The organism is Janthinobacterium lividum, assembly GCF_034424625.1.
Taxonomy (GTDB): domain Bacteria; phylum Pseudomonadota; class Gammaproteobacteria; order Burkholderiales; family Burkholderiaceae_D; genus Janthinobacterium; species Janthinobacterium lividum.
In genome coordinates this window covers 2,319,443-2,344,331 of sequence record NZ_CP139976.1, presented here as the reverse complement: position 1 = coordinate 2,344,331, position 24,889 = coordinate 2,319,443, and the positions used below count along the sequence as shown (strand labels likewise).

Annotated in this window: 25 protein-coding genes; 7 read left to right on the top strand and 18 right to left on the bottom strand. The window is 61.1% G+C overall.

The window, feature by feature from the left end; genetic code table 11:
- Nucleotides 1-23 precede the first annotated feature (23 nt).
- Nucleotides 24-1,589, top strand: a complete 1,566-nt coding sequence (locus tag U0004_RS10670) for a phospholipase D family protein (protein WP_070257748.1) — start codon at nucleotides 24-26, stop codon at nucleotides 1,587-1,589.
- Nucleotides 1,590-1,641: 52 nt separating this feature from the next.
- Here the strand turns inward: U0004_RS10670 and U0004_RS10665 are convergent, their stop codons facing one another.
- From U0004_RS10665 to apbC, 3 genes are all read right to left on the bottom strand, one after another.
- Nucleotides 1,642-3,318: an alkaline phosphatase family protein gene (locus U0004_RS10665; RefSeq protein ID WP_070257749.1), complete on the bottom strand. Its 1,677-nt coding sequence runs from the start codon at nucleotides 3,316-3,318 to the stop codon at nucleotides 1,642-1,644.
- Between the two features lie 138 nt (nucleotides 3,319-3,456).
- A complete protein-coding gene (locus U0004_RS10660; RefSeq protein WP_070257750.1) occupies nucleotides 3,457-3,864 on the bottom strand; it encodes a DUF4399 domain-containing protein in 408 nt (135 codons plus the stop codon).
- 87 nt (nucleotides 3,865-3,951) lie between these two features.
- Nucleotides 3,952-5,040, bottom strand: coding sequence for an iron-sulfur cluster carrier protein ApbC (gene apbC, locus U0004_RS10655; RefSeq protein ID WP_034758315.1), 1,089 nt, complete (start codon nucleotides 5,038-5,040; stop codon nucleotides 3,952-3,954).
- 160 nt (nucleotides 5,041-5,200) lie between these two features.
- On the opposite strand from apbC, the gene metG reads away from it, so the two are divergent.
- The 5 genes from metG (at nucleotide 5,201) to panC (ending at nucleotide 10,012) form a co-directional block, all read left to right on the top strand.
- On the top strand, nucleotides 5,201-7,360 hold the full coding sequence (gene metG / locus U0004_RS10650) for a methionine--tRNA ligase (RefSeq protein WP_070257751.1): 2,160 nt from the start codon (nucleotides 5,201-5,203) through the stop codon (nucleotides 7,358-7,360).
- Between the two features lie 19 nt (nucleotides 7,361-7,379).
- On the top strand, nucleotides 7,380-7,859 hold the full coding sequence (locus U0004_RS10645; RefSeq protein WP_034778216.1) for a GNAT family N-acetyltransferase: 480 nt from the start codon (nucleotides 7,380-7,382) through the stop codon (nucleotides 7,857-7,859).
- A 108-nt stretch (nucleotides 7,860-7,967) separates the two neighbouring features.
- The gene (locus tag U0004_RS10640) at nucleotides 7,968-8,177 is read left to right on the top strand and encodes a DUF3460 family protein (RefSeq protein WP_034778041.1); all 210 of its coding nucleotides are present in this window, start codon (nucleotides 7,968-7,970) and stop codon (nucleotides 8,175-8,177) included.
- A gap of 17 nt (nucleotides 8,178-8,194) precedes the next feature.
- A complete protein-coding gene (locus U0004_RS10635; protein ID WP_070257752.1) occupies nucleotides 8,195-9,118 on the top strand; it encodes a segregation and condensation protein A in 924 nt (307 codons plus the stop codon).
- A 54-nt stretch (nucleotides 9,119-9,172) separates the two neighbouring features.
- Nucleotides 9,173-10,012 carry a pantoate--beta-alanine ligase gene (panC, locus tag U0004_RS10630; protein WP_034778037.1) on the top strand — a complete coding sequence of 280 codons (840 nt, stop codon included), beginning with the start codon at nucleotides 9,173-9,175 and terminating at the stop codon, nucleotides 10,010-10,012.
- A 53-nt stretch (nucleotides 10,013-10,065) separates the two neighbouring features.
- Here the strand turns inward: panC and U0004_RS10625 are convergent, their stop codons facing one another.
- Nucleotides 10,066-10,518, bottom strand: a complete 453-nt coding sequence (locus U0004_RS10625) for a YajG family lipoprotein (protein ID WP_139144204.1) — start codon at nucleotides 10,516-10,518, stop codon at nucleotides 10,066-10,068.
- A 294-nt stretch (nucleotides 10,519-10,812) separates the two neighbouring features.
- On the opposite strand from U0004_RS10625, the gene U0004_RS10620 reads away from it, so the two are divergent.
- Nucleotides 10,813-11,565: an SDR family oxidoreductase gene (locus U0004_RS10620; RefSeq protein ID WP_081345726.1), complete on the top strand. Its 753-nt coding sequence runs from the start codon at nucleotides 10,813-10,815 to the stop codon at nucleotides 11,563-11,565.
- A gap of 72 nt (nucleotides 11,566-11,637) precedes the next feature.
- Here U0004_RS10620 and cheY read toward each other — a convergent pair whose 3' ends face one another.
- From cheY to flhD, 14 genes are all read right to left on the bottom strand, one after another.
- Entirely contained in the window at nucleotides 11,638-12,036 is a 399-nt protein-coding gene (cheY, locus tag U0004_RS10615) for a chemotaxis response regulator CheY (RefSeq protein WP_010396677.1), read from the bottom strand.
- A gap of 147 nt (nucleotides 12,037-12,183) precedes the next feature.
- Nucleotides 12,184-13,254 (bottom strand): protein-glutamate methylesterase/protein-glutamine glutaminase, encoded by a 1,071-nt coding sequence (locus U0004_RS10610; RefSeq protein WP_034778028.1) that lies wholly within the window; start codon nucleotides 13,252-13,254, stop codon nucleotides 12,184-12,186.
- Between the two features lie 171 nt (nucleotides 13,255-13,425).
- Nucleotides 13,426-14,034, bottom strand: coding sequence for a chemoreceptor glutamine deamidase CheD (cheD, locus tag U0004_RS10605; protein WP_034758343.1), 609 nt, complete (start codon nucleotides 14,032-14,034; stop codon nucleotides 13,426-13,428).
- Between the two features lie 9 nt (nucleotides 14,035-14,043).
- Nucleotides 14,044-14,916: a CheR family methyltransferase gene (locus U0004_RS10600; protein ID WP_034778025.1), complete on the bottom strand. Its 873-nt coding sequence runs from the start codon at nucleotides 14,914-14,916 to the stop codon at nucleotides 14,044-14,046.
- Nucleotides 14,917-14,987: 71 nt separating this feature from the next.
- The gene (locus tag U0004_RS10595) at nucleotides 14,988-16,709 is read right to left on the bottom strand and encodes a methyl-accepting chemotaxis protein (protein WP_070257755.1); all 1,722 of its coding nucleotides are present in this window, start codon (nucleotides 16,707-16,709) and stop codon (nucleotides 14,988-14,990) included.
- Nucleotides 16,710-16,897: 188 nt separating this feature from the next.
- Entirely contained in the window at nucleotides 16,898-17,404 is a 507-nt protein-coding gene (locus U0004_RS10590; protein ID WP_034758356.1) for a chemotaxis protein CheW, read from the bottom strand.
- Nucleotides 17,405-17,434: 30 nt separating this feature from the next.
- A complete protein-coding gene (gene cheA / locus U0004_RS10585) occupies nucleotides 17,435-19,636 on the bottom strand; it encodes a chemotaxis protein CheA (RefSeq protein WP_070257756.1) in 2,202 nt (733 codons plus the stop codon).
- A gap of 43 nt (nucleotides 19,637-19,679) precedes the next feature.
- Complete coding sequence (locus tag U0004_RS10580; RefSeq protein ID WP_034758362.1) at nucleotides 19,680-20,045, bottom strand: response regulator; 366 nt, start codon at nucleotides 20,043-20,045, stop codon at nucleotides 19,680-19,682.
- Between the two features lie 83 nt (nucleotides 20,046-20,128).
- Nucleotides 20,129-20,677, bottom strand: coding sequence for a hypothetical protein (locus U0004_RS10575; protein ID WP_034758366.1), 549 nt, complete (start codon nucleotides 20,675-20,677; stop codon nucleotides 20,129-20,131).
- A 46-nt stretch (nucleotides 20,678-20,723) separates the two neighbouring features.
- On the bottom strand, nucleotides 20,724-21,701 hold the full coding sequence (gene motB / locus U0004_RS10570) for a flagellar motor protein MotB (RefSeq protein ID WP_034778017.1): 978 nt from the start codon (nucleotides 21,699-21,701) through the stop codon (nucleotides 20,724-20,726).
- Between the two features lie 58 nt (nucleotides 21,702-21,759).
- Complete coding sequence (gene motA, locus U0004_RS10565; protein ID WP_034778015.1) at nucleotides 21,760-22,620, bottom strand: flagellar motor stator protein MotA; 861 nt, start codon at nucleotides 22,618-22,620, stop codon at nucleotides 21,760-21,762.
- A 219-nt stretch (nucleotides 22,621-22,839) separates the two neighbouring features.
- Entirely contained in the window at nucleotides 22,840-23,646 is an 807-nt protein-coding gene (locus U0004_RS10560) for an SAM-dependent methyltransferase (protein ID WP_230522730.1), read from the bottom strand.
- A gap of 66 nt (nucleotides 23,647-23,712) precedes the next feature.
- A complete protein-coding gene (flhC, locus tag U0004_RS10555; RefSeq protein WP_034778011.1) occupies nucleotides 23,713-24,273 on the bottom strand; it encodes a flagellar transcriptional regulator FlhC in 561 nt (186 codons plus the stop codon).
- A gap of 146 nt (nucleotides 24,274-24,419) precedes the next feature.
- Nucleotides 24,420-24,737, bottom strand: a complete 318-nt coding sequence (gene flhD, locus U0004_RS10550) for a flagellar transcriptional regulator FlhD (RefSeq protein ID WP_034758381.1) — start codon at nucleotides 24,735-24,737, stop codon at nucleotides 24,420-24,422.
- Between the last annotated feature and the right edge of the window lie 152 nt (nucleotides 24,738-24,889).

Below are 24,889 nucleotides of genomic sequence, written 5' to 3'. Positions count from 1 at the left end.
GGGCAACTCGATGAAAGCCCGCCATGCCCGCCCAAGCACTTCCCTTCCGCAGCGCCACCCGGCTGCTGCTGCCCCTGCTGCTGTCCGCCGTCCTCGCCGGCTGCGCTTCACTGCCTTCGCTGGAGAGCCGCACTCCCTCCAGCGTCATCACCGATACGGCACATACCCAGCTGGCCACGGCCATTGCGCCCATGGCGGCGCAGCATCCGGGCGTGTCCGGCATTTATCCGCTGGTCGATGGGCGCGACGCCTTTGCCGCGCGCGCCCTGCTGGCCGCCGCCGCCCAGCGCAGCCTGGACGTGCAGTACTACATCTGGCACAAGGACATCACGGGCACACTGCTGTTCGACGCCCTGCGCCAGGCAGCGGAGCGGGGCGTGCGCGTGCGCCTGCTGCTCGACGATAACAACACGGCGGGCCTGGACCAGACCTTGAGCATGCTGGGCAAGCAGCAGAATCTGGAGATCCGCCTGTTCAACCCATTCATTCCCCGCGCGCCGCGCGCACTGGCCTTTGCCGTGGATTTTTCCCGCCTCAACCGGCGCATGCACAACAAATCGTTCACGGCCGATAACCAGGCCACCATCGTCGGCGGACGCAATGTGGGCGATGAATATTTTGGCGCGGCCGGCGACGTGCTGTTTGCCGACCTTGACGTGCTGGCCATCGGCCCCGTCGTCGACGACGTGTCGCAGGATTTCGACCGCTACTGGAACAGCGCCTCTGCCTACCCGGCCAGACTGCTGCTGACCAGCCCTGTCGAGGGCGACGCGGCCACCATCGCCGCCGAAGCGGACCGCATCGACGATACCAAGGCGGCCGAGGAATACGTGCAGGCGCTGCGCACCTCGCCCTTCGTCAAGCAGATGATGGAACGCACCCTGCCCTTCGAATGGGCCAAGACGCGCATGGTCAGCGACGACCCGGCCAAGGTGCTGGACAAGGCCCGGCCAGGCACGGGCGTGGCGGAAAACCTGCAAAACCTGCTGGGTGTGCCGGAAAAGGAAGTGGACCTGGTGTCGCCGTATTTCGTGCCCGGCAAATCGGGCACGCAAGCCTTTGCCGACCTGGCAAGAAAAGGCGTGGGCGTGCGCATCCTGACGAATGCGCTGGAAGCAACCGACGTGGCGGCCGTGCATGCCGGCTATGCGAAGTGGAGAAAGCCGCTGCTGGAAGCGGGCGTGCTGCTGTACGAGTCGCGCCGTTCGTGGGAACGGGGCGATGCGCGCGAACAGCCGGGCCGCTTCGGCAGCTCCGCATCGAGCCTGCATGCAAAGACCTTTGCCGTCGATGATAGGCGCATCTTTGTCGGCTCGTTCAACTTCGATCCGCGCTCGATCGAATTGAACACGGAAATGGGCCTCGTCATCGACAGCCCCGCGCTGGCCAGCCAGCTGGGACAAGCCATGCGCACCACGATCCCGCAGCGCGCCTACCAGGTGCTGCTTGGCGACGACGGCGCGCTGTACTGGCTCGCGCGCGACGCCAGCGGTGCCACCACGCGCTACGACACGGAACCGGGCACCAGCGTGTGGAAGCGCATGGGGGTGGCGATTCTGTCGGTGCTGCCGATCGACTGGCTGCTGTAAGCGGCTTGACCAACGATGTTGTCGGATTACGCGGCTTCGCCGCTAATCCGACCTACCGCACCGCTTCCGTCAACACCCGCCCTTCCGACGCCGATGGCTGGCGTATGCGCAGCAGATGGGCCAGGGTCGGCGCGATGTCGACCACTTCCGCGTACTGGCCATACGCGCCCGGTTTGATCCAGCGCGGGCCGAAGACCATCAGCGGCACGTTGGTGTCATAGGTGTACGGCGTGCCGTGCGAGGTGCCGCCGCTGCCCTTGCCGAAGTACCAGGCCGGCTTTGTGACGACCATCAGGTCGCCCGACAGCTGGCGGTTCCAGGCGCGGCGCATCAGGGTGTCCATGCGCGTGGCGACGGCTCCCGTTTCCATCTGCGTGCGCGTGTAGACTTGCGCCAGGCCGTCCTGCTGCAGCAGGAAGCGGGCCGCCGCGTCTTCCAGGGCGGCGCGATTGACGCTGCTCTTTTCCGCCAGCGCGTAATCGAGGTAGATATTCGGCAGCGACGACGCCGTCACCAGCTTATCGATGCCCAGGTTTGTCGCCAGGTGCCGGTTCAAGCCATCGACCAGCTTGGCGCCATCGATGCGCTTGGCCGAGAAGCCGCGCGTTTCGGCAAATTCCGGCACGTTGGCAAAGCCATGGTCGGCCGTCAGCACCACCAGCACATTATCCATGCCGACTTTTTTATCGAGGTCGGCAAAGAAGCCGGCCAGCATGCGGTCCAGGCGCTGCAGGTGGTCGTGCGACATCTTGCTTTCCGGGCCATAGGCGTGATTCACATAATCGTGCGCGGACAGGCTCACGCCGAGGATATCGGGCACGCCGGCCGGGTTGCGGCCCAGGTTCTCGCCATCGATGGCGGCACGCGCGAATTCCAGGGTCAGTTCATCGAGGAAGGGGCCGGACTTCAAGCGGCTGTAGTACTCGGCATCGAGCTTGCCGCTGTCGCTGTAATAGGCGAACGGGAAGGTGTTGCGCGTGCCCGGCTTGGCCGCCACAAGATCATCACGGGCGTCCCGCGCATAGGCCGCATCGGCCAGCAGCGGCGTCCAGCTCTTGCCATAGTAGCGGTCCTGCGGTTTGGCAGCCTGGTAGCGCTGCACCCATTGCGGATGCTGCTGCATGTAATAGGTGCTGCTGGCGAAATTGCCCGTCTTTTCCATGTACATATAGGCCGTGCCCGTTTTCCCGGCCAGCAGGATGGCGCCCCGGTCCTTGCCCGACACGGTGACGACCTTGGCCTGGTCGCCCGTGGAATAGCGCAGCTCGTCGCCCAGGGTGCTCACGCGCAGTTTCGTCGGCGCCGTGCCGTCGTCGGGCTGCGTGTCTTCGCCGATGTAATGGAAATTGCCATCTTCGGTGCAATACACGGATTTTTTCGTGACGGGATCGATCCAGTTATTGCCGATCACGCCGTGCTGGTCCGGATAGGCGCCCGACAGCACGGCCGAGTGGCCGATGGCGGTGACCGTGATGCCATGCGCCTGGTGGGCATCGCTGAACCACGCGCCCTGCTCCAGCAGACGGCGGAAACCGCCCTGGCCGAACTGGTCGCGGTAGCGCGTCACCTGCTCTTGCGGCAAACCGTCCACCACCAGCACCACCACCAGCTTCGGCTGCGCCGCGGTATTGGGAACCGCCTTGGCCGCATGCGCCTGGCACGCCGCCACGCCAGCGACCAGCAGCAGCGCCTGCGCCAGTTGCCGGGAAAGGGAGAAATGTTTCGTCATATCCGCTCATCAAAAGTTAGGCCACCGGGCAGCATACGCCGACTATATGACGCAATGATGACAAAAAGCAATACCATAAAAAAGGCCGGGCTCCATCGCTGGAACCCGGCCTTTGCCGCAACAGACAAGATATCTGACTTACTTGACCGTCACCTTGATGCTTTTGCTCAACTCCGGCCCATACGACTGGTGCGCGCCATTGGCGAACTGCATGGTGAGGGTGTACTGGCCCGGCGGCAAGGTGACGTCCGTTTCCGTCTGTCCTTTGCCGAAATGCAAATGCTTGTCATCCATGGGGATCATCTCGCCCGCCTTCATCGGCCCCATATTGATGAGCAGATGATGGTGACCCGTCTTTGCCGTCATGTCGCCGGCCGGCTTGACGTCCATGCCGCTGACCGCGAACTTGACCTTGAACGGGCTGCTCACTATCGCGCCATCGACGGGCTCGACGAACGAGACGGATTGCGCAAAGGCGCTGGCGGCCAGCAGGCTGCCGGCGATTACGGCTGCGGCTTGGCGCAGGAATACGGTGGTCAATTGCATGATGTCTCCTCTTGTTTAATAACAACACGGACTGCATGAAACCATATTCCTGCTGACACTGGCGCATGGGAGCGCCACATCCGATGTTTAATCGTTCTTGATGACGATGCTCGGGAACTTGCTCGTCATGTCCTTTGCCTTTTCCGCCACCTTGATGGCGATGGTGCGGGCGATCTGCTTGTAGATCACGGCGACGGGACCTTCCGGCTCGGCCACCACGGTGGGCGTGCCCGAATCCGTCTGCTGGCGAATCGCCATGGTCAACGGCAAGGCGCCGAGGAATTCCACGCCGAAGTCCGCGCACATCTTCGCGCCGCCGCCGGCGCCGAAGATTTCTTCCGCATGGCCGCAGTTCGAGCAGATGTGCGTGCTCATGTTTTCCACCACACCGAGGATAGGGATGCCGACCTTCTCGAACATTTTCAAGCCCTTGCGCGCGTCCAGCAGCGCGATGTCCTGCGGCGTCGTGACGATGACGGCGCCCGTGACGGGCACTTTCTGCGACAGGGTCAGCTGAATGTCGCCCGTGCCCGGCGGCATGTCGACGATCAGGTAATCGAGGTCGCGCCAGTTGGTCTGGTCGAGCAATTGCTGCAAGGCTTGCGTGACCATCGGGCCGCGCCACACCATCGGTTCGTCCGGATCGATCATGAAGCCGATCGACGACACTTGCAGGCCGTGGTTTTCCATCGGCTCCATGCTCTTGCCGTCCAGGGTCTTCGGCTGGCCGCTGATGCCCAGCATCATCGGTTGCGATGGACCATAGATGTCGGCGTCCAGCATGCCGACCGTGGCGCCTTCAGCTGCCAGGGCCAGGGCCAGATTGACGGCCGTGGTCGATTTACCAACACCACCCTTGCCGGAAGCGACGGCGATGATATTTTTCACGTTGCTCATCGGCTTCAAGCCGCGCTGCACCGTGTGCGAAATGATTTTCGACGACACGCCCACGCTGACATTGCCCACGCCCGGCAGCACGCGCAGGGCGGCCAGCACGGATTTGCGGATCAGGTCGATCTGGCTTTTTGCGGGGTAGCCCAGCTCGATGTCGAGGGAAATATCATCGCCATCGACTTTCAGATTCTTGACTGTTTTACTGGAAACGAAATCTTTATGTGTATTTGGATCAATAACCTGGGCCAGCGCGGCCTTGACGTCTTCTACTGTGATGCTCATGTAAATCTCCGTGTGTACTACATATGTGCAATACGCGCAGTCTAGCGCAAAATCGCCAGGCGCGATGGCGGCAAAAGCAGCACTTGCCAGCGCTGTATCTGCTCATATTGCCTTTCCGCTGTTAAAATGTCCTATTATCCATCCCAAAAGTGCATCAATCATGACTCGCAAGCTGTTCGTCACCACTGCCCTGCCTTACGCAAACGCCGCTTTTCACATTGGCCATATCATGGAATACATCCAGGCCGATATCTGGGTCCGGTTCCAGCGAATGCAACGCGATGGCGCAGCCGGCCGTGAAGTGCACTTTGTGGGCGCCGACGATACGCATGGCACGCCCATCATGATCGCCGCCGAAAAGGAAGGCATCACGCCGCAGCAATTCGTCGCCAATATCGCCGCCGGCCGCGCCCAGTACCTCGATGGCTTCCATATCGCCTTCGACAACTGGTATTCGACCGACTCGCCGGAAAACGTCGACCTGTCGCAATCGATCTACCGCAAGCTGCGCGATACGGGCCTGATTGTCACGAAAACCGTCGACCGCTTCTTCGATCCGGTCAAGGGCATGTTCCTGGCCGACCGCAACATCAAGGGCGAATGCCCGAAATGCGGCGCCAAGAACCAGTACGGCGACAATTGCGAAGTGTGCGGCGCGGCCTACCAGCCGACCGACCTGGTCAATCCGTTCTCCGTGTTTACCAATGCGACGCCCGTGATGAAGCCGTCGGAACAGTATTTCTTCAAGCTGTCCGACCCGCGCTGCTTCGAATTCCTCAAGGATTGGCTCAACACGCCAGGCCGCTTGCAGCCTGAAATGGTCAACAAGGTCAGCGAATGGCTGGGAGAAGCGGGCGAAAAGCTGGCCGACTGGGATATCTCGCGCGATGCGCCCTACTTCGGCATCCCGATTCCCGATGCGCCGGGCAAGTTCTTCTATGTGTGGATGGACGCGCCCGTCGGCTACCTGGCCAGCCTGAAAAACTATTGCGACAAGAAAGGCCTCGATTTCGACGCCTTGCTGAACGATCCTGCCACGGAACAGATCCACTTCATCGGCAAGGACATCGTTTCCTTCCATTTGCTGTTCTGGCCCGCCATGCTGAAATTCGCCGGCCATCCGGTGATCGACAAACTGAAAGTCAATGTCCATGGCTTCCTGACGGTCAACAACGAAAAGATGTCGAAGTCGCGCGGCACAGGCATCTCGCCGCTGCGCTACCTGGACCTGGGCATGAACCCGGAATGGCTGCGCTACTACATCGCCTTCAAGCTGAACTCGAAAGTGGAAGACCTGGACTTCAACGGCGACGACTTCGTGGCCCGCGTGAACAGCGACCTGATCGGCAAATACGTGAACATCGCCAGCCGCTGCGCCGGCTTCATCGCCAAGCGTTTCGACGGCAAGCTGGCATCCACGCTGTCGGAAGGCGCGCAAAGCTGGATCAACCGCGCGCTGACGGTGGACGTCAACGGCGTCATCGTCGAGCGCCAGGCCAGCATCGCCGCGCACTTCGAGAACCGCGAATTCGGCAAGGCCTTGCGCGAGATCATGGAAATCGCCGACATCACCAACCAATATGTCGATGAAAACAAACCGTGGATCCTGGCCAAGGACGCGGACAAGACCGCCGAACTGCACGACGTGTGCACCACGGCCCTGATCCTGTTCCGCCAGCTGACGATCCTGCTGTCGCCGGTCCTGCCGGGCGTGGCGAAGAACGTGGCCTCGTTCCTCAACGACGCCGAATTCACCTGGGCCGATACGCAAGTGTTCGGCGACGCCGTCTCGAACAGCATGCTGGGCCGTACCATCGGCGCCTACAGCCACTTGATGACGCGCATGGATGCGAAGATGATCGAAGCGCTGTTTGACGCGCCGCAAGCGGCCGCTGCCATTGCCGCACCGGCTGGCGACGCCGCGAACGACGCCGCAGCGGTCGCTGAAACACCGGCCTCCGCCATCGAGGAACTGGCGCCCGAGATCAAGATCGACGACTTCCTCAAGGTCGACCTGCGCATCGCCAAGATCGTCAACTGCGAGCCGGTGGACGGCTCCGACAAGCTGCTGCGCCTGACCCTGGATGCGGGCGAAGGCCGCTTGCGCAATGTCTTCTCCGGCATCCGTTCGGCTTACCAGCCGGAAGAGCTGGTTGGCAAGCTGACGGTGCTGGTGGCCAATCTGGCGCCGCGCAAGATGAAGTTCGGCATTTCGGAAGGCATGGTCATGGCCGCCTCCGCCGCCGACGAGAAAGCCAATCCGGGCATCTACATCCTGAACCCGTGGCCGGGCGCCGAACCTGGCATGCGCATCCGTTAAGCCACCTCAAGGACCGATGATGAATATCGTGGTGCGCGAAGCAACGAATGCCGATGCACAGCTGATGGCCGAGCTGACCCGCGCCGCGTGGGCCGGCAAGGTGGCCGCCTCGTCCAGTGGACACCACGAGACGGCGCAGCAGGTGGAAGAGCAATTGCGCCACGGCGGCGGTTTTCTGTTGCTGATCGACGACATTCCCGCCGGTTCGCTGCGCTGGATGCCGCTCGACAGCGACCCCGCCATCTGGAAGATTTCGCGCATGGGCGTGCTGCCCGCCTACCGGGGCAGCCACGTTTCGCAGCACTTGCTGGAAGCCATCATTCATCACGGACTGTCGTGCCAGGCCGAGGAATTGCGCCTGGCCGTGCGGCGCGACCAGCGCAAGCTGATCGATTTTTATGCGGCCTTCGAATTCGACCTGGCCGAAGAACTGGAATATTCGCACGCCAACCCCGCCGAACCGGCGCCGATGGTGATGCGGCGTTTGTTGCGTTATTGATTTTTAGCAATTTCACCCCCGGACTTGCCGATACAACAACCCGCCAAGCGGCACGGCGCGGTAAAATACGGCCGGCTGACCTTACCGATAAGACACTCAGAAGAGAATATGAAACTGCCTGCAAAACACAACAACTACGTATCCGACCACACCTTGTTCATCGCTGAGCTGAAGGCCAAGAACCCTGGCATGGAAGCGGGCCAGCAAGCGGGCCGCGCCCTGCTGTGGGACAAGCCGGCCGTCAGCATCGATGAGCAGGAACGCCAGCTGGCGTCGGCCGTCAAGCAACAGGCTTACGTTTACCAGAACAAGAACTAAGATCTGGAACCGGCACGATGTTGCCTGAAGAGTCTGCAGTCACGCCGGAAGTCGATGCTCCCGGCGCCGGCGCAGTCATCGAGTCGCCCCAACCTGTCGCTGAAGGCGACGGCAGCGGCGACCCTGCAACAAAGGTAACGGACGCGGCGCCCGCCGCCGACCCGCTGGGCATCGCCCGCCTGTATGGCGAGCCGATGATGCGCATGCCGACGGATTTGTACATTCCGCCGGACGCGCTGGAAATCTTCCTCGAAGCCTTCGAAGGCCCGCTCGACTTGCTGCTCTACCTGATCCGCAAGCAAAACTTCAACATTCTCGATATTCCGATGGCGCAGGTAACCCTGCAATATCTGAAATATGTAGACCAGATCCGCGTGCGTAACCTGGAACTGGCCGCAGAATACCTGTTGATGGCGGCCATGCTGATCGAGATCAAGTCGCGCATGCTCTTGCCTTCGCGCAAGAGCGACGTCGAGGAAGATGGCGGCGACCCCCGTGCCGAACTGGTACGCCGCCTGCTCGAGTACGAGCAGATCAAGCTGGCCGCCTACGACCTGAATGCCATCCCGCAGTTCGAGCGCGATTTCGTGCGCACGCAGATTTTCATCGAGCAAAGCCTGACGCCCACCTGGCCCGACGTGGAACCGGTGGACTTGCAGCAGGCGTGGCTCGACGTGCTGAAACGCGCCAAGCTGACCCAGCATCACCGCATCAGCCGCCAGGAACTGTCCGTGCGCGAGCACATGTCGAGCATCCTGCGCCACTTGCAATCGTCGCGCTTCGTCGAATTCAGCGAGCTGTTCGACATTGCCGGCGGCGTGCCCGTGGTGGTGGTCAACTTCGTGGCCCTGCTGGAACTGGCCAAGGAAACCCTGATCGAAATCACGCAGGCAGAACCGTTTGCCCCCATCTACGTCCGGCTGGCGTATTCGCCCGCCTGACCCCTTCCCTTTGTCACTGACCACCGTACAACGGGGTTTTAGCGAAAGCAATCCATGAAAATTATTTCCGACATCGAAGAATTGCGCGACCAGCTCAGCGGACAGCTGCGCACGGCGTTCGTCCCCACCATGGGCAACCTGCACGAAGGCCATCTGTCATTGATGCGTCTGGCGCGCAAGCATGGCGACCCCGTCGTCGCCTCGATCTTCGTGAACCGCCTGCAATTCGGCCCGAACGAAGACTTCGAGAAATATCCGCGCACCATGGCGGCCGACATCGCCAAGCTGGAAAAGGAAGGTGTGTACGTGCTGTTCGCGCCGACGGAAAAGGAACTGTACCCGGAGCCGCAGGAATACCGCGTGCGTCCGCCCGATGACCTGGGCAATACCCTGGAAGGCGAATTCCGTCCCGGCTTCTTCGAAGGCGTGTGCACGGTCGTCACCAAGCTGTTCTCGTGCGTGGGTCCGCGCGTGGCCGTATTCGGCAAGAAGGATTACCAGCAACTGATGATCATCCGCAACATGGCGCGCCAGTTCGCGCTGCCGACGGAAATCATCGCTGCCGAAACCTACCGCGCAGACGATGGCCTGGCCTTATCGTCGCGCAATATGTACTTGTCGGAAAGTGAACGGGCGGAAGCGCCGGAACTGTTCAAGGGCCTTAATTTCGTCGCCGAGGAAGTGCGCAAGGGTAACTTGGCCGTCGCTGAACTGGAACAGGCCAGCATGCAGCTATTGAACAGCCGCGGCTGGAAATCGGACTACATCGCCGTGCGCAAGCGCGCCAACCTGCAGGCGCCAAACGCCGCCGAACTGGCCGCCGGTGAACCACTGGTGGTGCTGGCTGCCGCCAAGCTGGGCCAGACCAGACTCATCGACAACCTGGAAATTTAAGCGCCATCTCCAAGCGTCACTTGGACGGGGCCATTCGGCCCCGTTGCTTTTTCTTACTTCTCCATCCCCACCAGCTTGAGTTCCGCAAACAGCGGCTTGTTGCTGCCGCGTGCCGCTTGCAACATGTCGTAGCTGGCTGCATCGAGCACGATTTCCTCTCCCGCCCACAGCTTGCGCTGGTGCGCAGGCAGCCTCAGGCTGCGCAGGATGGCCCGGACCTGGGCCGGATCCGCCGCCAGCAGGCGGATGGCGCGGGCATGGCGCTGCGTGCCCGTGAGTATCGGCAAGCCGCCCTCCGGGCCATTCTGGCTCAGGCTGACATAATCATGGCCGCCCACGCGGTGCAGATATGCATGCCGGCCATCAGCTTCGACAGGCAACGGCGCGGCCGGTTCCTGCATTTCGACAGACGCGACAGGCGCAACGGCGGTTTGTTCAAGGCTCACGCCACAGGCCGCCAACAGGGCCGTGCTCAGGGCAAAAAATAATACGGGTGCTCGGCGCATCGTGCGCTCCTTCTTGTCGGGGTCGGGGACAGAGGTGGAATACTGCAGCGATCATGGGCCAAATTATTTGACGTGTAAAGTTAACTTTAGGAAATATTTCATTCCTTTGCGCAATGACTTATGCTCGGCGGGATCTTGCCTGTCCATATCAACCTGGCCGAGAACAATTGTTAATGAAATTTGCACACTGAAACTATCATCACTATCTTTATCCATGAACCAATAAAGATCACAATGGCTGCACTGGCTCGCAGCGACAGCATGCGGGCTTCCCACCACGACAGGAGAGCAGCCATGAACACCACATCCACCCCCGCCAGGGTCGCCATCGTCACAGGTGCCTCGCGCGGCATCGGTGCGGCCATCGCCCGCCGCCTGGCACGCGACGGCATGCAGGTCGTCATCAATTACGCCAGCGGCAAGGATGCGGCGGATGAGCTGGTGGCGGCCATCGTGGCCGGCGGCGGCGCCGCCATCGCCGTCCAGGCCAACGTGGCTGACGCGGGCGAGGTGCAAGCGCTGTTCGATGCGGCAGAAGCAGCCTTTGGCGGCGTCGACGTACTGGTCAACAACGCCGGCATCATGCCGCCCATGCTGCCGGCCCTGGCCGACACGGACGACGCCACCTTCGACAGCCTGTTCGCCATCAACGTCAAGGGCAGCTTCAACACCATGCGCCAGGCGGCGACGCGCTTGCGCCACGGTGGCAGCGTGGTCAACTTCTCCACCAGCGTGATTGGCCTGGCCCTGCCCGGCTATGCCGTCTACGGCGCCACCAAGGCGGCCATCGAGACGATGACGAATATCTTTGCCAAGGAATTACGCGGCAAGAACATCACCGTCAATGCCGTCGCCCCCGGCCCCACGGCCACTGCCCTGTTCTTGAACGGCAAGACGGAAGACACGATACAGCGCATGGGCAAGATGGCGCCCCTGGAACGCCTGGGCACGCCGGACGATATCGCCGCCGCCGTGGCCTTCCTGGCAGGACCGGATGGCCGCTGGGTGAATGGCCAAACGTTACGCGCGAATGGTGGCCTGGTCTGAGTTTTTTGCGGACAAAAAAAACGCTGCCAATTTGCACTGGCAGCGTTTTTTTTGATAACGGTCAAATCTGGATTAAGCGCCGGCTTTTTCCAGCTTCTCGAAAATCTTGTTCAGCTTTTCATCGAGGGTCGCGGCCGTGAACGGCTTGACGACATAACCGCTGGCGCCAGCTTGCGCGGCGGCGATGATGTTTTCTTTTTTCGCTTCGGCGGTCACCATCAGCACGGGCAGCTTGGCCAGTGCCGGATCGGCGCGGATATGCTGCAGCATCGTCAGGCCATCCATGTTTGGCATGTTCCAGTCCGAAACGACGAAATCGTACGATTCCGCGCGCAGCTTGGCCAGGCCCATCACGCCGTCTTCCGCCTCATCGACGTTGGCATAACCCAGTTCCTTCAACAGATTCCGGACAATGCGGCGCATCGTCGAAAAATCGTCAACGACTAAAAATTTCATCTTTGGATCAGCCATGAATAACTCCGTTGTTTCTGTAGCGGTTTGTTAATAATATCGACATGAATGCCGACATTATGGTCGACACTACGGCAGCAAGTTGTAGGATAGCATTTTCGTTGCTTTTAGGCGAACAAACTTGCCTCAGATCATATAAAACGTGGCTTACACGCGCAAAGCACGCATGCCATGCGCAGCCAGGTGTCCCAGCACCATGCCAGGCAGCGCCGTCAAAGCGCCGACCTCATGCGTAGCACCGACAGCGATCGCCTCGCGCGGCATGCCGAACACCACGCAACTGGCTTCATCCTGCGCAAAATTATACGCTCCTGCGGCCTTCATCTCCAACATGCCTTGCGCGCCATCCTTGCCCATGCCGGTGAGGATCACGCCAACGGCATTTTTACCGGCCGATTGCGCGGCCGAACGGAACAGCACATCAACCGACGGGCGGTGGCGGTTCACCGGCTCGCCCTGGTCGATCTTGGTCATGTAATTGGCGCCGCTGCGCGTCAGGGTCAGGTGCGAATGGCCGGGCGCGATATAGGCGTGGCCCGGCAGTACCCGTTCGCCGCCTGCCGCTTCCTGCACCGAGATCTTGCACAGCGAATCGAGGCGGCGCGCAAACGAGCGCGTAAAGCCTTCCGGCATGTGCTGCGTGATCAGGATGCCGGGGCAATCGGAAGGCATCTGCATGAGAAATTCGCGGATCGCTTCCGTGCCGCCTGTGGACGCGCCCACGATGATCAGCTTTTCGCTCGACGTCAATGGGCTGCGCAGCGCAGGCAGCGGTGCAGCCACCTTGTCGCTGGCCGACGGCAGGGTGCGCGCGCGGATGCGCGCCTTCGAGGCGGCGCGGATCTTGTCGGCGATCATGTCCGTGTACTCGCGCATGCCGCTCTGGATGGAGATCTTCGGCTTGGTGACGAAATCGACGGCGCCCAGTTCCAGCGCGCGCATGGTGATTTCCGAACCGCGTTCGGTCAGCGACGACACCATCAATACCGGCATCGGACGCAAGCGCATCAGCTTTTCCAGGAAATCGAGGCCATCCATCTTCGGCATCTCGACGTCGAGGGTCAGCACGTCGGGGTTGGTCTGCTTGATCATCTCGCGTGCCACCAGCGGATCGGGCGCCGCACCCACCACTTCCATGTCGGGCTGGCTGTTCACGATTTCCGTCATGACGCTGCGGATCAAGGCCGAATCATCCACGATCAATACTTTGATCTTCATATATTTTCCTTTGGGCCTACCGGCCCATTAAAGCACCTGATCCCACCTACTGCGCGTCGCGATTTGCGGCCTCCGATGCTCACTGTGCTAAAGCACAGCTGCGCGTCTCGGCCACAACTCCCATCCGCTCGCTACGGTGTGATCAGGTGTTGTTATCTATATCTCACACTATTAAAACAACTCGACCTCGCCGCCCACCGGCGCAACTTTCAAACGGCTGGCGTAATCGAGTTCGCGGCGTACCAGCGTATCGTTATGCGTCTGCATCAGCTTTTTCACCAGCACCTTGCCGCTGCGGGGGAAAAAATACACCTTGCGCGGGTGGATGTCGTTCAGGTCTTCCGCCACCACGCGCATCTTTTCCGCCTTCAGGTAATTGATGACGAAGGCCGCATTGCGCTCACCCACGTTGATCGCCGTGAAGCCGCGCAGCACGGCGCCGCCGCCGAACACTTTCGCTTCCATGTTCTCGCGCCGCGCGCCGGCCTTCAGCAAATCGTTGATCAGGATTTCCATGGCGTAGGTGCCATAGCGCATCGACGCTGAAATCGGGCTATTCGGATCGCTGCCGCCATCGGGCAGCATGAAGTGGTTCATGCCGCCCAGGCCCGTGACGCGGTCGCGGATGCAGGCCGAGACGCAGGAGCCGAGCACGGTGACGATCAGCATGTCCTTGTTGGTAAAGTAATACTCACCAGGCAAGATCTTGGCGGCGTCACAATTGAACGTCCTGTCGTAATAGACGTTAGTGGCAAATTGCTCTTTGGATTCCAGGCTCATATTTCACTCTCATGTACGATGCGACGATGCCTTGGGCGCGGCGCCCCGAGGCTGATCGAGCTCATAGACTGTTTTACCGCGCAGCTTCAATGAATCCGACACGTACAGGAAATTCTCCGAATGGCCCGCGAACAGCAGGGCATCCGGCTTCATCAACGGCACAAAGCGCGACAGGATCTTGCGCTGCGTCGCCTTGTCAAAATAAATCATCACGTTGCGGCAGAAGATGACGTCGAACTGGCCTGTCAATGGCCAGCTGTCGGCCAGCAGGTTGAGCGGCTTGAAAGTGATCATCTGGCGCAGTTCCGGGCGCACCCGCACCTGTCCCTCGCGATCGCCCTTGCCGCGCAAGAAAAAGCGCCGCGCACGGTCGGCCGGCATCTTGTCGAGCCGGTCCAGGTTGTAGACGCCATTGGCGGCCGTGGCCAGCACGTTCGTGTCGATGTCCGTGGCGATGATGGTGACCGGCGGCGTGAGCGTATTGAACGCCTCGCACACCGTCATGGCGATCGAATACGGCTCCTCGCCGGTGGAACTGGCCGAACACCAGATGGTGATCGGCCCGCTCAGTTTTTTCACATGCTCGGCCAGCAGCGGGAAGTGATGCGCCTCGCGGAAGAACGACGTCAGGTTGGTCGTCAGCGCATTCGTGAACGCTTCCCACTCGTCGCCCATGCGGCCAGCTTCCAGGTCGTCCAGGTAACGGACGAACGAGGAAATGCCGGTCGCGCGCAGGCGCCGCGCCAGGCGGCTGTAGACCATCTCCTGCTTGCTGTCGGCCAGCGCGATGCCGGCCCGCTTGTAAATCATGGCGCGGACCCGTTCGAAGTCCTTGCCAGTGAAATCAAATTCCTTGACCGAATCCGTTTTAGTTTGCGGCATTTTGTTTTTACCTCTCTATGACTACTCTGACCAATGCCTTTGCAAGTATAACTAGCGGGACCGGGTTGGCGTCAGAACTCTTCCCAATCGTCGCCGCCGGCCGCCGCCAGCTTTTTCGCGGGCGGTGGCGTGCCGGCTTGCGCCGTCGTTGCCAACCGCCGTGCCGTTGCCGCCACGCTCGGCGCCGGCCGTGCCGCCGCCTTGACTACTGGCGCGGGCACGGGCACGGCTGCCTGCGCCGCGCTCTCGCCATCGAGCTTGAAGATGCTGACGGCGTCGGCCAGTTTCTGCGCCTGGTCCTGCATGCTTTCAGCCGCCGCCGCCGCTTCCTCGACCAGCGCCGCGTTTTGCTGCGTCATCTGGTCCATCTGCGCGATGGCCTGGTTGACCTCTTCGATGCCATGGCTCTGTTCCTGCGTTGCCGCCGTGATCTCGCCCATGATGTCGGCTACCTGCCGGATCGACGTGACGATCAGGCCCATGGTCTGCCCCGCCTCGTCCACCAGGCGGCTGCCGGCATCGACCTTGTCGACCGAGTCGCCGATCAGGCCCTTGATCTCTTTCGCCGCGCCAGCCGAGCGTTGCGCCAGATTGCGCACTTCCGACGCCACCACCGCAAAACCGCGTCCCTGCTCGCCTGCGCGCGCCGCTTCGACGGCCGCATTCAATGCCAGGATATTCGTCTGGAACGCGATGCCGTCGATGACGCCGATAATGTCGACGATCTTGCGCGAACTGTCCTTGATGGAACCCATGGTATCGACCACTTGCGCCACCACCTTGCCACCCTGCTCCGCCACCGACGACGCCGACACGGCCAGCTGGTTGGCCTGGCGCGCGTTGTCCGCGTTCTGCTTCACGGTCGACGTCAGCTCTTCCATCGACGATGCCGTCTCTTCGAGCGAACTGGCCTGCGTTTCCGTGCGCGCCGACAGGTCCGCATTGCCGCTGGCGATCTCGCGCGACGCCACGGTGATGGTGTCCGTCCCATTGCGCACATCGCTGACCGTCTGCACCAGGCTTTCGTTCATGTCCTTGAGCGCCTGCTGCAGCGCGCTCGTTTCATCTTTGCCTTCGACCACCACGCGCGACGTCAGCTCCCCGGCAGCGACCTTCTGCGCCACGGCCAGTGCGCCAGACAGCGGCACCGTGATCGAGCGCGTGATGAAGATGGCGCACCAGGCGCCGATCGCCACCGCCGCGCCGCCCAGGATGAACAATACCGTCATCAGGCGCGCATCGGCCGCCAGCGAGTCGTCCATGAAGCTTTGCTGCGCCACGTGCTGCAGGTCGAGCAGCTTGTTGATATCGGCCAGCGTCGTCTTGTTCAAGGGGTCGATGCGGGTGGCAATCACCTTCGCCGCGCCCTCGCTGTTAAACGCCAGCACCTGTCCCATCGCTTCCTTGAAGGCCGCATCGACATCGCCGTCGACCTTGGCGATATTGGCCAGCAGCGCCTTCTCGCCCTCGGACAGGCCCAGGCTGGACAGCTTGCCGCGCGCGCCGTCGTACAGCTTGCGCTGCTCGCGCACCTTGCCCTCTTCCGCCTGCATCAGCCCCACATCGCCCTGCAGGCCGATATTGCGCATCGCTATACCGGTTTCCAGCATCGCGCTTTTCATCAGCGATGCCTGCGTATTCTTTTCGCTTGCCAGCTCCAGGCCCGTGAGCAACTGGGCCTTGTTACGGTAATTCAGTGCATTCGCCGAAACGATCACTACCACCAGGATGGCGAGGATGCTGCCAAAACCTATCCCCAGCCGGGTGCCTATCTTGAAATCGCGCAAACTCATTACAGTCTCCAATATTTATGTGAACGGCGCCCGTTCAACCGGACGGCGCCGTGTTGTGGCCTGGTCTCTGACGGACCTTGCAGCCTGCCGGCGCGCCTCTGCTCGCGCCGGTACATGCATATCTGTAGTGATTCTTTGCGTGCCAAAACGGCGGCGCACCGGGCGCCGCCTTGCTGCCATGCGGCCGTTTACGCCGCCAGCTTGTCGATCAGGCCCATCTCGCTGCTCGACATCAGCTTGTCGATGTCGACCAGGATCAGCATGCGCTCGTCGATGGTGCCCAGGCCGATCATGTAGTCGGTCGAGAAGGCGGTGCCCATTTCCGGCGCCGGCTTGACCTGCTCCGGCGTCAGGGTGGTGACGTCGGAAACGCTGTCGACCACCATGCCGACGATGCGGCCGCCGATGTTCAGGATGATCACCACCGTGAACTGGTCGTACACGGGCGTGCCCAGGTTGAACTTGATGCGCATGTCGACCACGGGGATGATGATGCCGCGCAAGTTGATCACGCCCTTGATGAATTCAGGCGCGTTGGCGATGCGGGTGACCGCTTCGTAACCACGGATTTCCTGGACCTTCAGGATATCGATGCCGTACTCTTCGGAGCCCAGCGTAAAGGCCAGGAATTCACGGCCGGCGATGTCCTTGCCATCGCCCGCATTGCTTCCGGATGTTTGTTGAGTATCTGACATGGTGCGTTTTCCTATCTTTATCTATCGGTATTACGAAAAAATGGACTCGTCGGCCAGCTGGCGAGAGGAACGGATCAGGGCGGCGACATCGAGAATCAGCGACACACCGCCATCGCCCAGGATGGTGGCGCCGGAAATGCCCACCACCTTGCGGTAATTCGATTCGAGGTTTTTCACCACGACTTGCTGCTGCCCCACCAGGTCGTCGACGAACAGGGCCGCCTTGCGCCCTTCCGTCTCGAGGATCACACAGATGCCTTCCGAGGGACTGGTAAAGCGCGGCGCGATGTCGAACATCTGGTACAGCGGAATCAAAGGCAGGTATTCGCCGCGCACCTTCACCACCTGGCCTTTACCGCTGATGTCCTTGATATCCTCAACGGCCGGCTGCAGGGATTCGATGACAAAGCCCAGCGGCAAAATATACACTTCGTCACCGACTCTGATCGACATGCCGTCCAGGATGGCCAGGGTCAGCGGCAGCGAGATGGAAATCGTCGTGCCGAAGCCCTTCGCCGAACGGATGTCGACGACGCCGCCCATGGCGCTGATATTGCGCTTGACGACATCCATGCCCACGCCGCGGCCCGACACGTCGGTGACCGCTTCGGCGGTGGAAAAGCCGGGCGCGAAGATCAGCTGCCACACGTCGGCGTCGCTCATCGTCTCGGATACGTCCAGGCCCTGCTGCGCGGCCTTGGCCAGGATGCGCTCGCGGTTCAATCCCGCGCCGTCATCGGACACTTCGATGATGATGTTGCCGCCCTGGTGGCTGGCCGAGAGGAACAAACGGCCCGCCTCGGTCTTGCCGGCGGCCACGCGGGCGGCCGGCATTTCCACGCCATGGTCGATGCTGTTGCGCACCAGGTGCGTGAGCGGGTCGACGATGCGCTCGATGAGGCCCTTGTCCAGTTCCGTGGCGGCGCCGTTCGTGATGAAATCGACCTTCTTGCCCAGTTTCGTGGCCAGGTCGCGCACCATGCGCGGGAAGCGCGAAAAGACGAAATCCATCGGCATCATGCGGATCGACATCACCGCTTCCTGCAAGTCGCGCGTATTGCGCGTCAGGTGGCTGACGCTGTCGAGCAGCTTTTCATGCAGCATCGGGTCGAGCGCGCTGGCGCGCTGCTCGATCATCGCCTGCGTGATCACCAGTTCGCCCACCAGGTTGATCAGCTGGTCGACTTTCTCGATCGAGACGCGGATCGACGACGATTCGGCGCCGGCCTTGTCGCCCTCTTTCTTGGCCGGTTTCTTTTCCTGCTCCGCTTCGGCCACGGCGCTGGCCACGACCGGCGCGGCGGCAGCGCTGGCGTTGCCCGCCTTGGCCGCGTCGGCGCGAATCTGCTCCAGGGGCTGGAAAAAACCATAGCCCTGTTCGGCGTCGCTCTGCACGCCGGCGGCGGCGCGGATATCCTCGAGCGGCTGGAAGAAGCCATAGCCAGGATCGGCTTGACCCTGCGCACCAGGCGCGCCTGGCAGCGGGTCGAAGAAGCCGTAGCCCTGGGCTTTTTCCTGCGCCGCGCGGACCGCATCGGCTTCGCCTGGCGCCAGTGGCGGCGCCTGCGTGATCACCATGTCGTCCGGGTTGAGCACGAACGAGCAGATGGCCAGGATATCGTCCAGGCTTTCATGCGTCGTCACTTCCAGCACCTTGCGCGCGTCGGGCAAGGTCGACACGGCAACGTCGCCCAGCAAGCCCAGTTCGGCCGCCAGCGCATCGACTTCGCGCGGCTCCATGGCCGGCAGTTCCAGGCGGATGCGATGGCCGCCGGCATGGCTGACGGCGGCCTTTTCCGCCGTATGGAAGGCTGGCGCGACAGGCGTGAGGGCGGCCACGGGCACATCCTGCGAAAACGACTGCAGCATCATGCGCACATTGGCCACGGCATCCTGGTCGACGGCGCTGCCCAGGCGATGGCCGTCGAGCTGCATCTTGAGGATATCCTTGGCCGCCAAAAAGGCGTCGACGTGTTCCGCCGTCAGAGCCATCTGGCCCTGGCGGATACGGTCGAGCAGCGACTCGAGGATGTGCGTGACCTCGCTCATGTCGGAGAGGCCGAACGTCGATGCGCCGCCCTTGATCGAATGGGCGGTGCGGAAAATGGCATTCAGGTCTTCGGCGTCGGGCGCCGCAATATCAACGGCCAGCAGCAGCCGTTCTTTTTCAGCCAGCAGTTCTTCGGCCTCATCGAAAAAGACCTGAAAAAACTGGCTAATATCGATGGTCATAGGGTGACTCCGTCAATTGCATCGTTGTGCTGCGCGGCTGGCATCAGCCGATCACCTTCTTGACCACTTCGATCAGGCGTTGCGGATCGAAGGGCTTGACCAGCCAGCCATTGGCGCCGGCGGCACGTCCCTTCGACTTCATCTCGTCCGACGACTCCGTCGTCAGCATCAAGATGGGTACCTTCTGGTAGGTCGGCAGTTCGCGCAGCAGCTTGATCAGCTCCAGGCCATCCATGCGCGGCATGTTCTGGTCCGTCAATACCAGGTCCACGGTTTGCAGCTTGGCTTTTTCCAGTCCATCCTGGCCGTCGACGGCCTCCACCACCTGGTAACCGGCGGCTTTCAGGCTGAACGCCACCATCTGGCGCAATGAGCTGGAATCGTCCACTGCAAGTATCGTTTTGGCCATCTTTGCTCCCACTTATTCCGGGCATCCTGCCCGAGTATTTGATTAATCAATCCATGCAACCACAAGCGTTCCGCACTGGCATGCTAGAACAGCTCGATGTCGCCACTTTCCAAATGCTGTTGACTGACAGCCTTGCGCAGCACGCTGCGCAACTCCAGGCTTTGAATCGCCAGCGCCATGCTGACCCGCCCCAGCAGGGCGACAATTTCTTCATTGTCGCTCTCCGGCAACATCTCCGCGCCATGCTCGCCCAGGGTTCCGAGGAACTCCCGCAAGCCCGTCACGCGCTTCAAGGTGCGCTCGATCAGCTGGCTGGTCATGTCCTGGAACTGCAGGCTGGTGATGGCGGCATTCACATAGCCCCCCACCTCATCCTGCAATGCCAGCAATTTTTCCCGCTGCTGCTCGGCTGGAATACCGCCGTCGAGCAACAGGGCGATGGTGTCTTGCTGCGCAGCAACGGCTGCGTGTATCGCCATGAAATTGAAGGACAGCTTCTCGATCGCCTCTTCCAGCAAGATGCCGGTCTGCACCAGGTCGGTTTCCACCTCCGTCAAGTGCTTGCGGCCATGGTCCGACACGCCAGACAGCAGGCGCTTTACATGCGAGCCAAGTATTTTCTTTCTTGTCATAAAGGTCTCATTGTTTCAATACACCACGCGTCGATAGCCTTGCGTGTTATTTTTTCGCCGCTACCGGGCTGGGGGCTGGTGCCGCCGCGGGGGGCGCACCGGCCGCCAGCCCGGAAGCGACAGCGGCGGAAGCGGCATCGGTCACCGGCAGCTCGATCGCCGAGCCATCGCGCAGGACATTTTCTTCCGTGCGTTTGTTCATGACGATGATGCTGATGCGCCGATTGATCGGATTGAAGGGGTCGAGCTTGTCCAGGTGGGCGGCCGAGCCCAGTCCCACCACGCGCAATACTTTCTCTTCCTTCATGCCGCCAATCACCAATTCGCGCCGCGACGCATTCGCGCGGTCGGCCGACAATTCCCAGTTGCTGTAGCCGGCATCGCTCATGTAGGGCGTCGAATCCGTATGGCCGGACAGGCCGATGCGGTTCGGCACTTCATTGAGCACGAAGCCGATGGCGTGCAGGATTTCCTTGGTGTACGGTTGCAGATTCGCATTGGCGAGCGCAAACATCGGACGGTTCTGCTCGTCGACGATCTGGATGCGCAAGCCTTCGCTGGTGATATCGAGCAGCAGCTGGTTCTTGTATTTTTTCAGCAGGGGATTGGCGTCGATGGTCGCTTCGATGCGCGCCTTGAGCGCCTGCAGGCGCTTGCCCTCCTCGCGTTCGAGCGCGGCCTTGGCGGAATTGAGGTCGAACGATTTGCGCTGCTGCTCTTCCTGCGCCTTGCGCACTTGTCCATCCTGGCGCGACAGGTCCTGGCCGCCGCCCTGGATGACGGAATTGCTTTCCCCGCTGCCGGAACCGCCCGCCATTGCCACTTTCAAGGGCGTCTTGAAGAATTCGGAAATGCCGTTCAAGTCGCCCTTCGAGGTGGAGCCCAGCAGCCACATCAGCAGGAAGAAGGCCATCATGGCCGTGACAAAGTCGGCGTAGGCGATTTTCCACGCCCCGCCATGGTGTCCGCCAGCCGTCTTCTTGATACGCTTGACGATAATCGGGCGCATGCCTTCATCGGCCATGGCGTCCCCCTTCCGTGTGCTGCAAATGACTCATGGTGTCCAGGCGTATATTCACTGCTTACTTCGTTTTCGATTTCTTGATGTGGTCTTCCAGCTCATTGAACGTCGGGCGCTCGGTCGAGAACAGCACCTTGCGGCCGAACTCCACGGCCAGCGCCGGCGCATAGCCGTTCAGGCTGGCCAGCAGGGTCACTTTCACGCACTGGAACATCTTGCTCGACTCTTCCAGCTTCTGCTCCAGCAGGCTGGCCAGCGGGCCGACGAAGCCATAGGCCAGCAAGATGCCGAGGAAGGTGCCGACCAGCGCGTGCGCGATCAGCATGCCCAGCTCAGCTGGCGGGATGCCCACCGATTCCATCGTGTGCACCACGCCCATCACGGCGGCGACGATACCGAAAGCGGGCAAGCCGTCACCCACCTTGGCGATCACGTGGGCCGGCACGGCGCCTTCGTGATGGTGCGTCTCGATTTCGTTGTCCATCAGATTTTCGATCTGGAACGCATCCATATTGCCCGATACCATCAGGCGCAGGTAATCGGTCATGAATTCGATGATATGGTGGTCGGCCAGCACGGCCGGATACTTGGAAAACAGCGGGCTTTCTTCGGGCTTGTCGATATCGCCTTCGATCGACATCAAGCCTTCCTTGCGCACCTTGCTGAGCACTTCGAACAGCAGCGACATCAGTTCCATGTACAGCTCTTTGGTATAGCGCGAACCCTTGAACAGGCTGGGCAAGGCGGCGATCGTTGCCTTGATGGCCTTGTTATTGTTACCAACAAGGAAGGCGCCCAGGGCGGCGCCGCCGATCATCAGCAACTCCAGCGGCTGAAACAGCGCCGCCAGATGGCCGCCGGCCATTGCGAAGCCGCCAAAGACCGAGGCGCAGACGATGATGTATCCGATTATGACTAACAAGTGCCCTGACTCCCAATAATGGCCGGGGCTGTGTGCCCGGCATGTTCAAACCTGTTCCTGTCTTCTGGCGGCTGCGCCGCCGGCGGAGACAGCGGCAAAAAAAGCAACCGGAAGTTAATTGAAATGCGCTGCTTTTCAATGCAATTCCGAGAAAATGCCGTGTGGAACTACAATAACGTGAGATTGCCCCACGGGCAAGCAAATAACGCAGACAATTGCTTAAAAGCACCATATGTAAAGTAAAGGGCCACCCTCTGTGGCGGCGATGGTCTTATCGGGCTCGCGTGCCGCAATCTGGAATTCGTAACTAAGAAGCATGCTACCGGGCAACATTTCCCTTTCCGCCTTGCTCCACAGGGCCGCCATCGCCGCCGGCGACAGGTAGGCAAACACGGCGTCGTAGCGGCCGAAATCGAGCGCTTCGTAGTCGCCGCGCAGGAAGCGCGCGCGGCTGCCCGCCAGCCATGCGCGCAAGCGGCTTGCCAGCCACGGCAGCGGCGCCAGCTCGATGCCGGAAAACTGCCCGTCGGGGCGGCGCCGCGCCAGGTCGAGCACCAGGCCGCCCAGACCGCTGCCGATATCGATCAGCCGCACGCCGGGACGGTCCGCGATCAGCTCCGCCACCGCCTGCCATACCTTCGGCCCCGACGGGTAAAACGGCACTTGCGTGCGGAACGTGGACCAGTACAAACTCAGCAGGAAAACAAAGGCGACCAGGAACACGGCCGGGGGCAAATCGAGCCAACTGGCCGCCAGCAAGGCGGGCGCAAACAGCAGGCCGATGGCGCACCACCAGCGCGCCAGTCCCGCGCGCCACGTGATGACAGCCGCCAGCACGCCCTGCACCAGCGCCACGGCCGGCAGCGACATGGCCACGCCCGCGCGCGCCAAACCATATACCAATAGCAACATCAAGGGAAAGGCCAGCACCTGGATCAGGATGGCCTTGAGCGCGGGCGCGCGCAGGATCTGTTGCAGCATGGAATAGCCAAAGGAGGAAAACGCCAGTGTAAGCGAAAGCAGCATGAAAAAGCCGGAGTGCGGTCAGGCGACCGGCTCCGGCTTGCTCTCTGTCTTATATATATGTACGGCTCAGGCAACCACGCCCGGCACGGCAGCGGCCGCTTCATCGCGCGCCTTCTTGGTCTTGCCGGCACGCGAAGGCATGTGGCACAGGCCGCATACATAATCGGCGTTCAGGTCGAGGCAGTTGACGACAAACTTGCCGCCGCACTTGCCGCAGGGCGCCATGTCCAGCATCTTGCTGCTGAAAAAGCGCACCAGGGTCCAGGCCCGCGTCAGCGACAGCAGCGGCTCTTCACCCGCTTCGGGCGGCATTTGTTCCAGATACAGTTTATAGGCCTTCATCACGGCTTCGATGCCCGTGGCGCCGGCGTGGTCGACGAGGAATTTATGGATATTGATGAACAGCGAGGAATGGATATTCGGTTGCCAGGTAATGAACCAGTCGGTGGAAAATGGCAGCATGCCCTTGGGCGGCGAGACGCCCTTCAATTCCTTGTACAGATTCAGCAGGCGTTCGCGCGACAGCGAGACTTCCGTCTCCAGCAGTTGCAAACGGGCGCCCAGCTGTATCAATTCGATGGCCAGCTGGATTTCCTGCGCTTCCGATACGACACTTTTTTTGGCCATGCTGTGTACTCCACTACTGACTGATACTGACTGATACTGCCTAACAAGGTTGCCAGAAAAATGTTCAGGGCAAGGCGCGTTGCCGACGACAGTACGAATGTACGGCGAGGCAATGCAACACCGCCATGGACGTTTTGATGGGAACCTTAGGCGATTTCTTCGACGCCCTGGCCGGCCATCAGGATGGCAGCATGCGATTGTGCCAGCGAACGGTCTTTATTGTAGTTCGTCAACATGCCCAGGATGGCGCTGTCGTCGAAGCGGAAACGGGCCAGCATCATGTTGCCACCAGCCAGCTTCAGTATCTGGGCATTGCTCATGCCTTCGATCAGTTCGGCGATTTCGGCGGCAATGCCCAAACGGAAGATGGCCGTTACTTTGTCCGCACGAATCATTTGCTGGGCCAGCATCAGGTAGCTCAGGTTAGCGTCGCGAATCTCAGCCATCATGTCGTTAGCAGTCATTTCCATCTCCTCAATCCGTTGAATTCAGCTGGCGTTGTGTGTTGCCAGTGAGATACATTCTGCAGGAGCAACATTAAACGCAACAGAGGCGTAGCGCTGTATTTTTGGTCGGGGAATAGCGGATGGGATCGTAGGTGTTTGTCTGACAAACA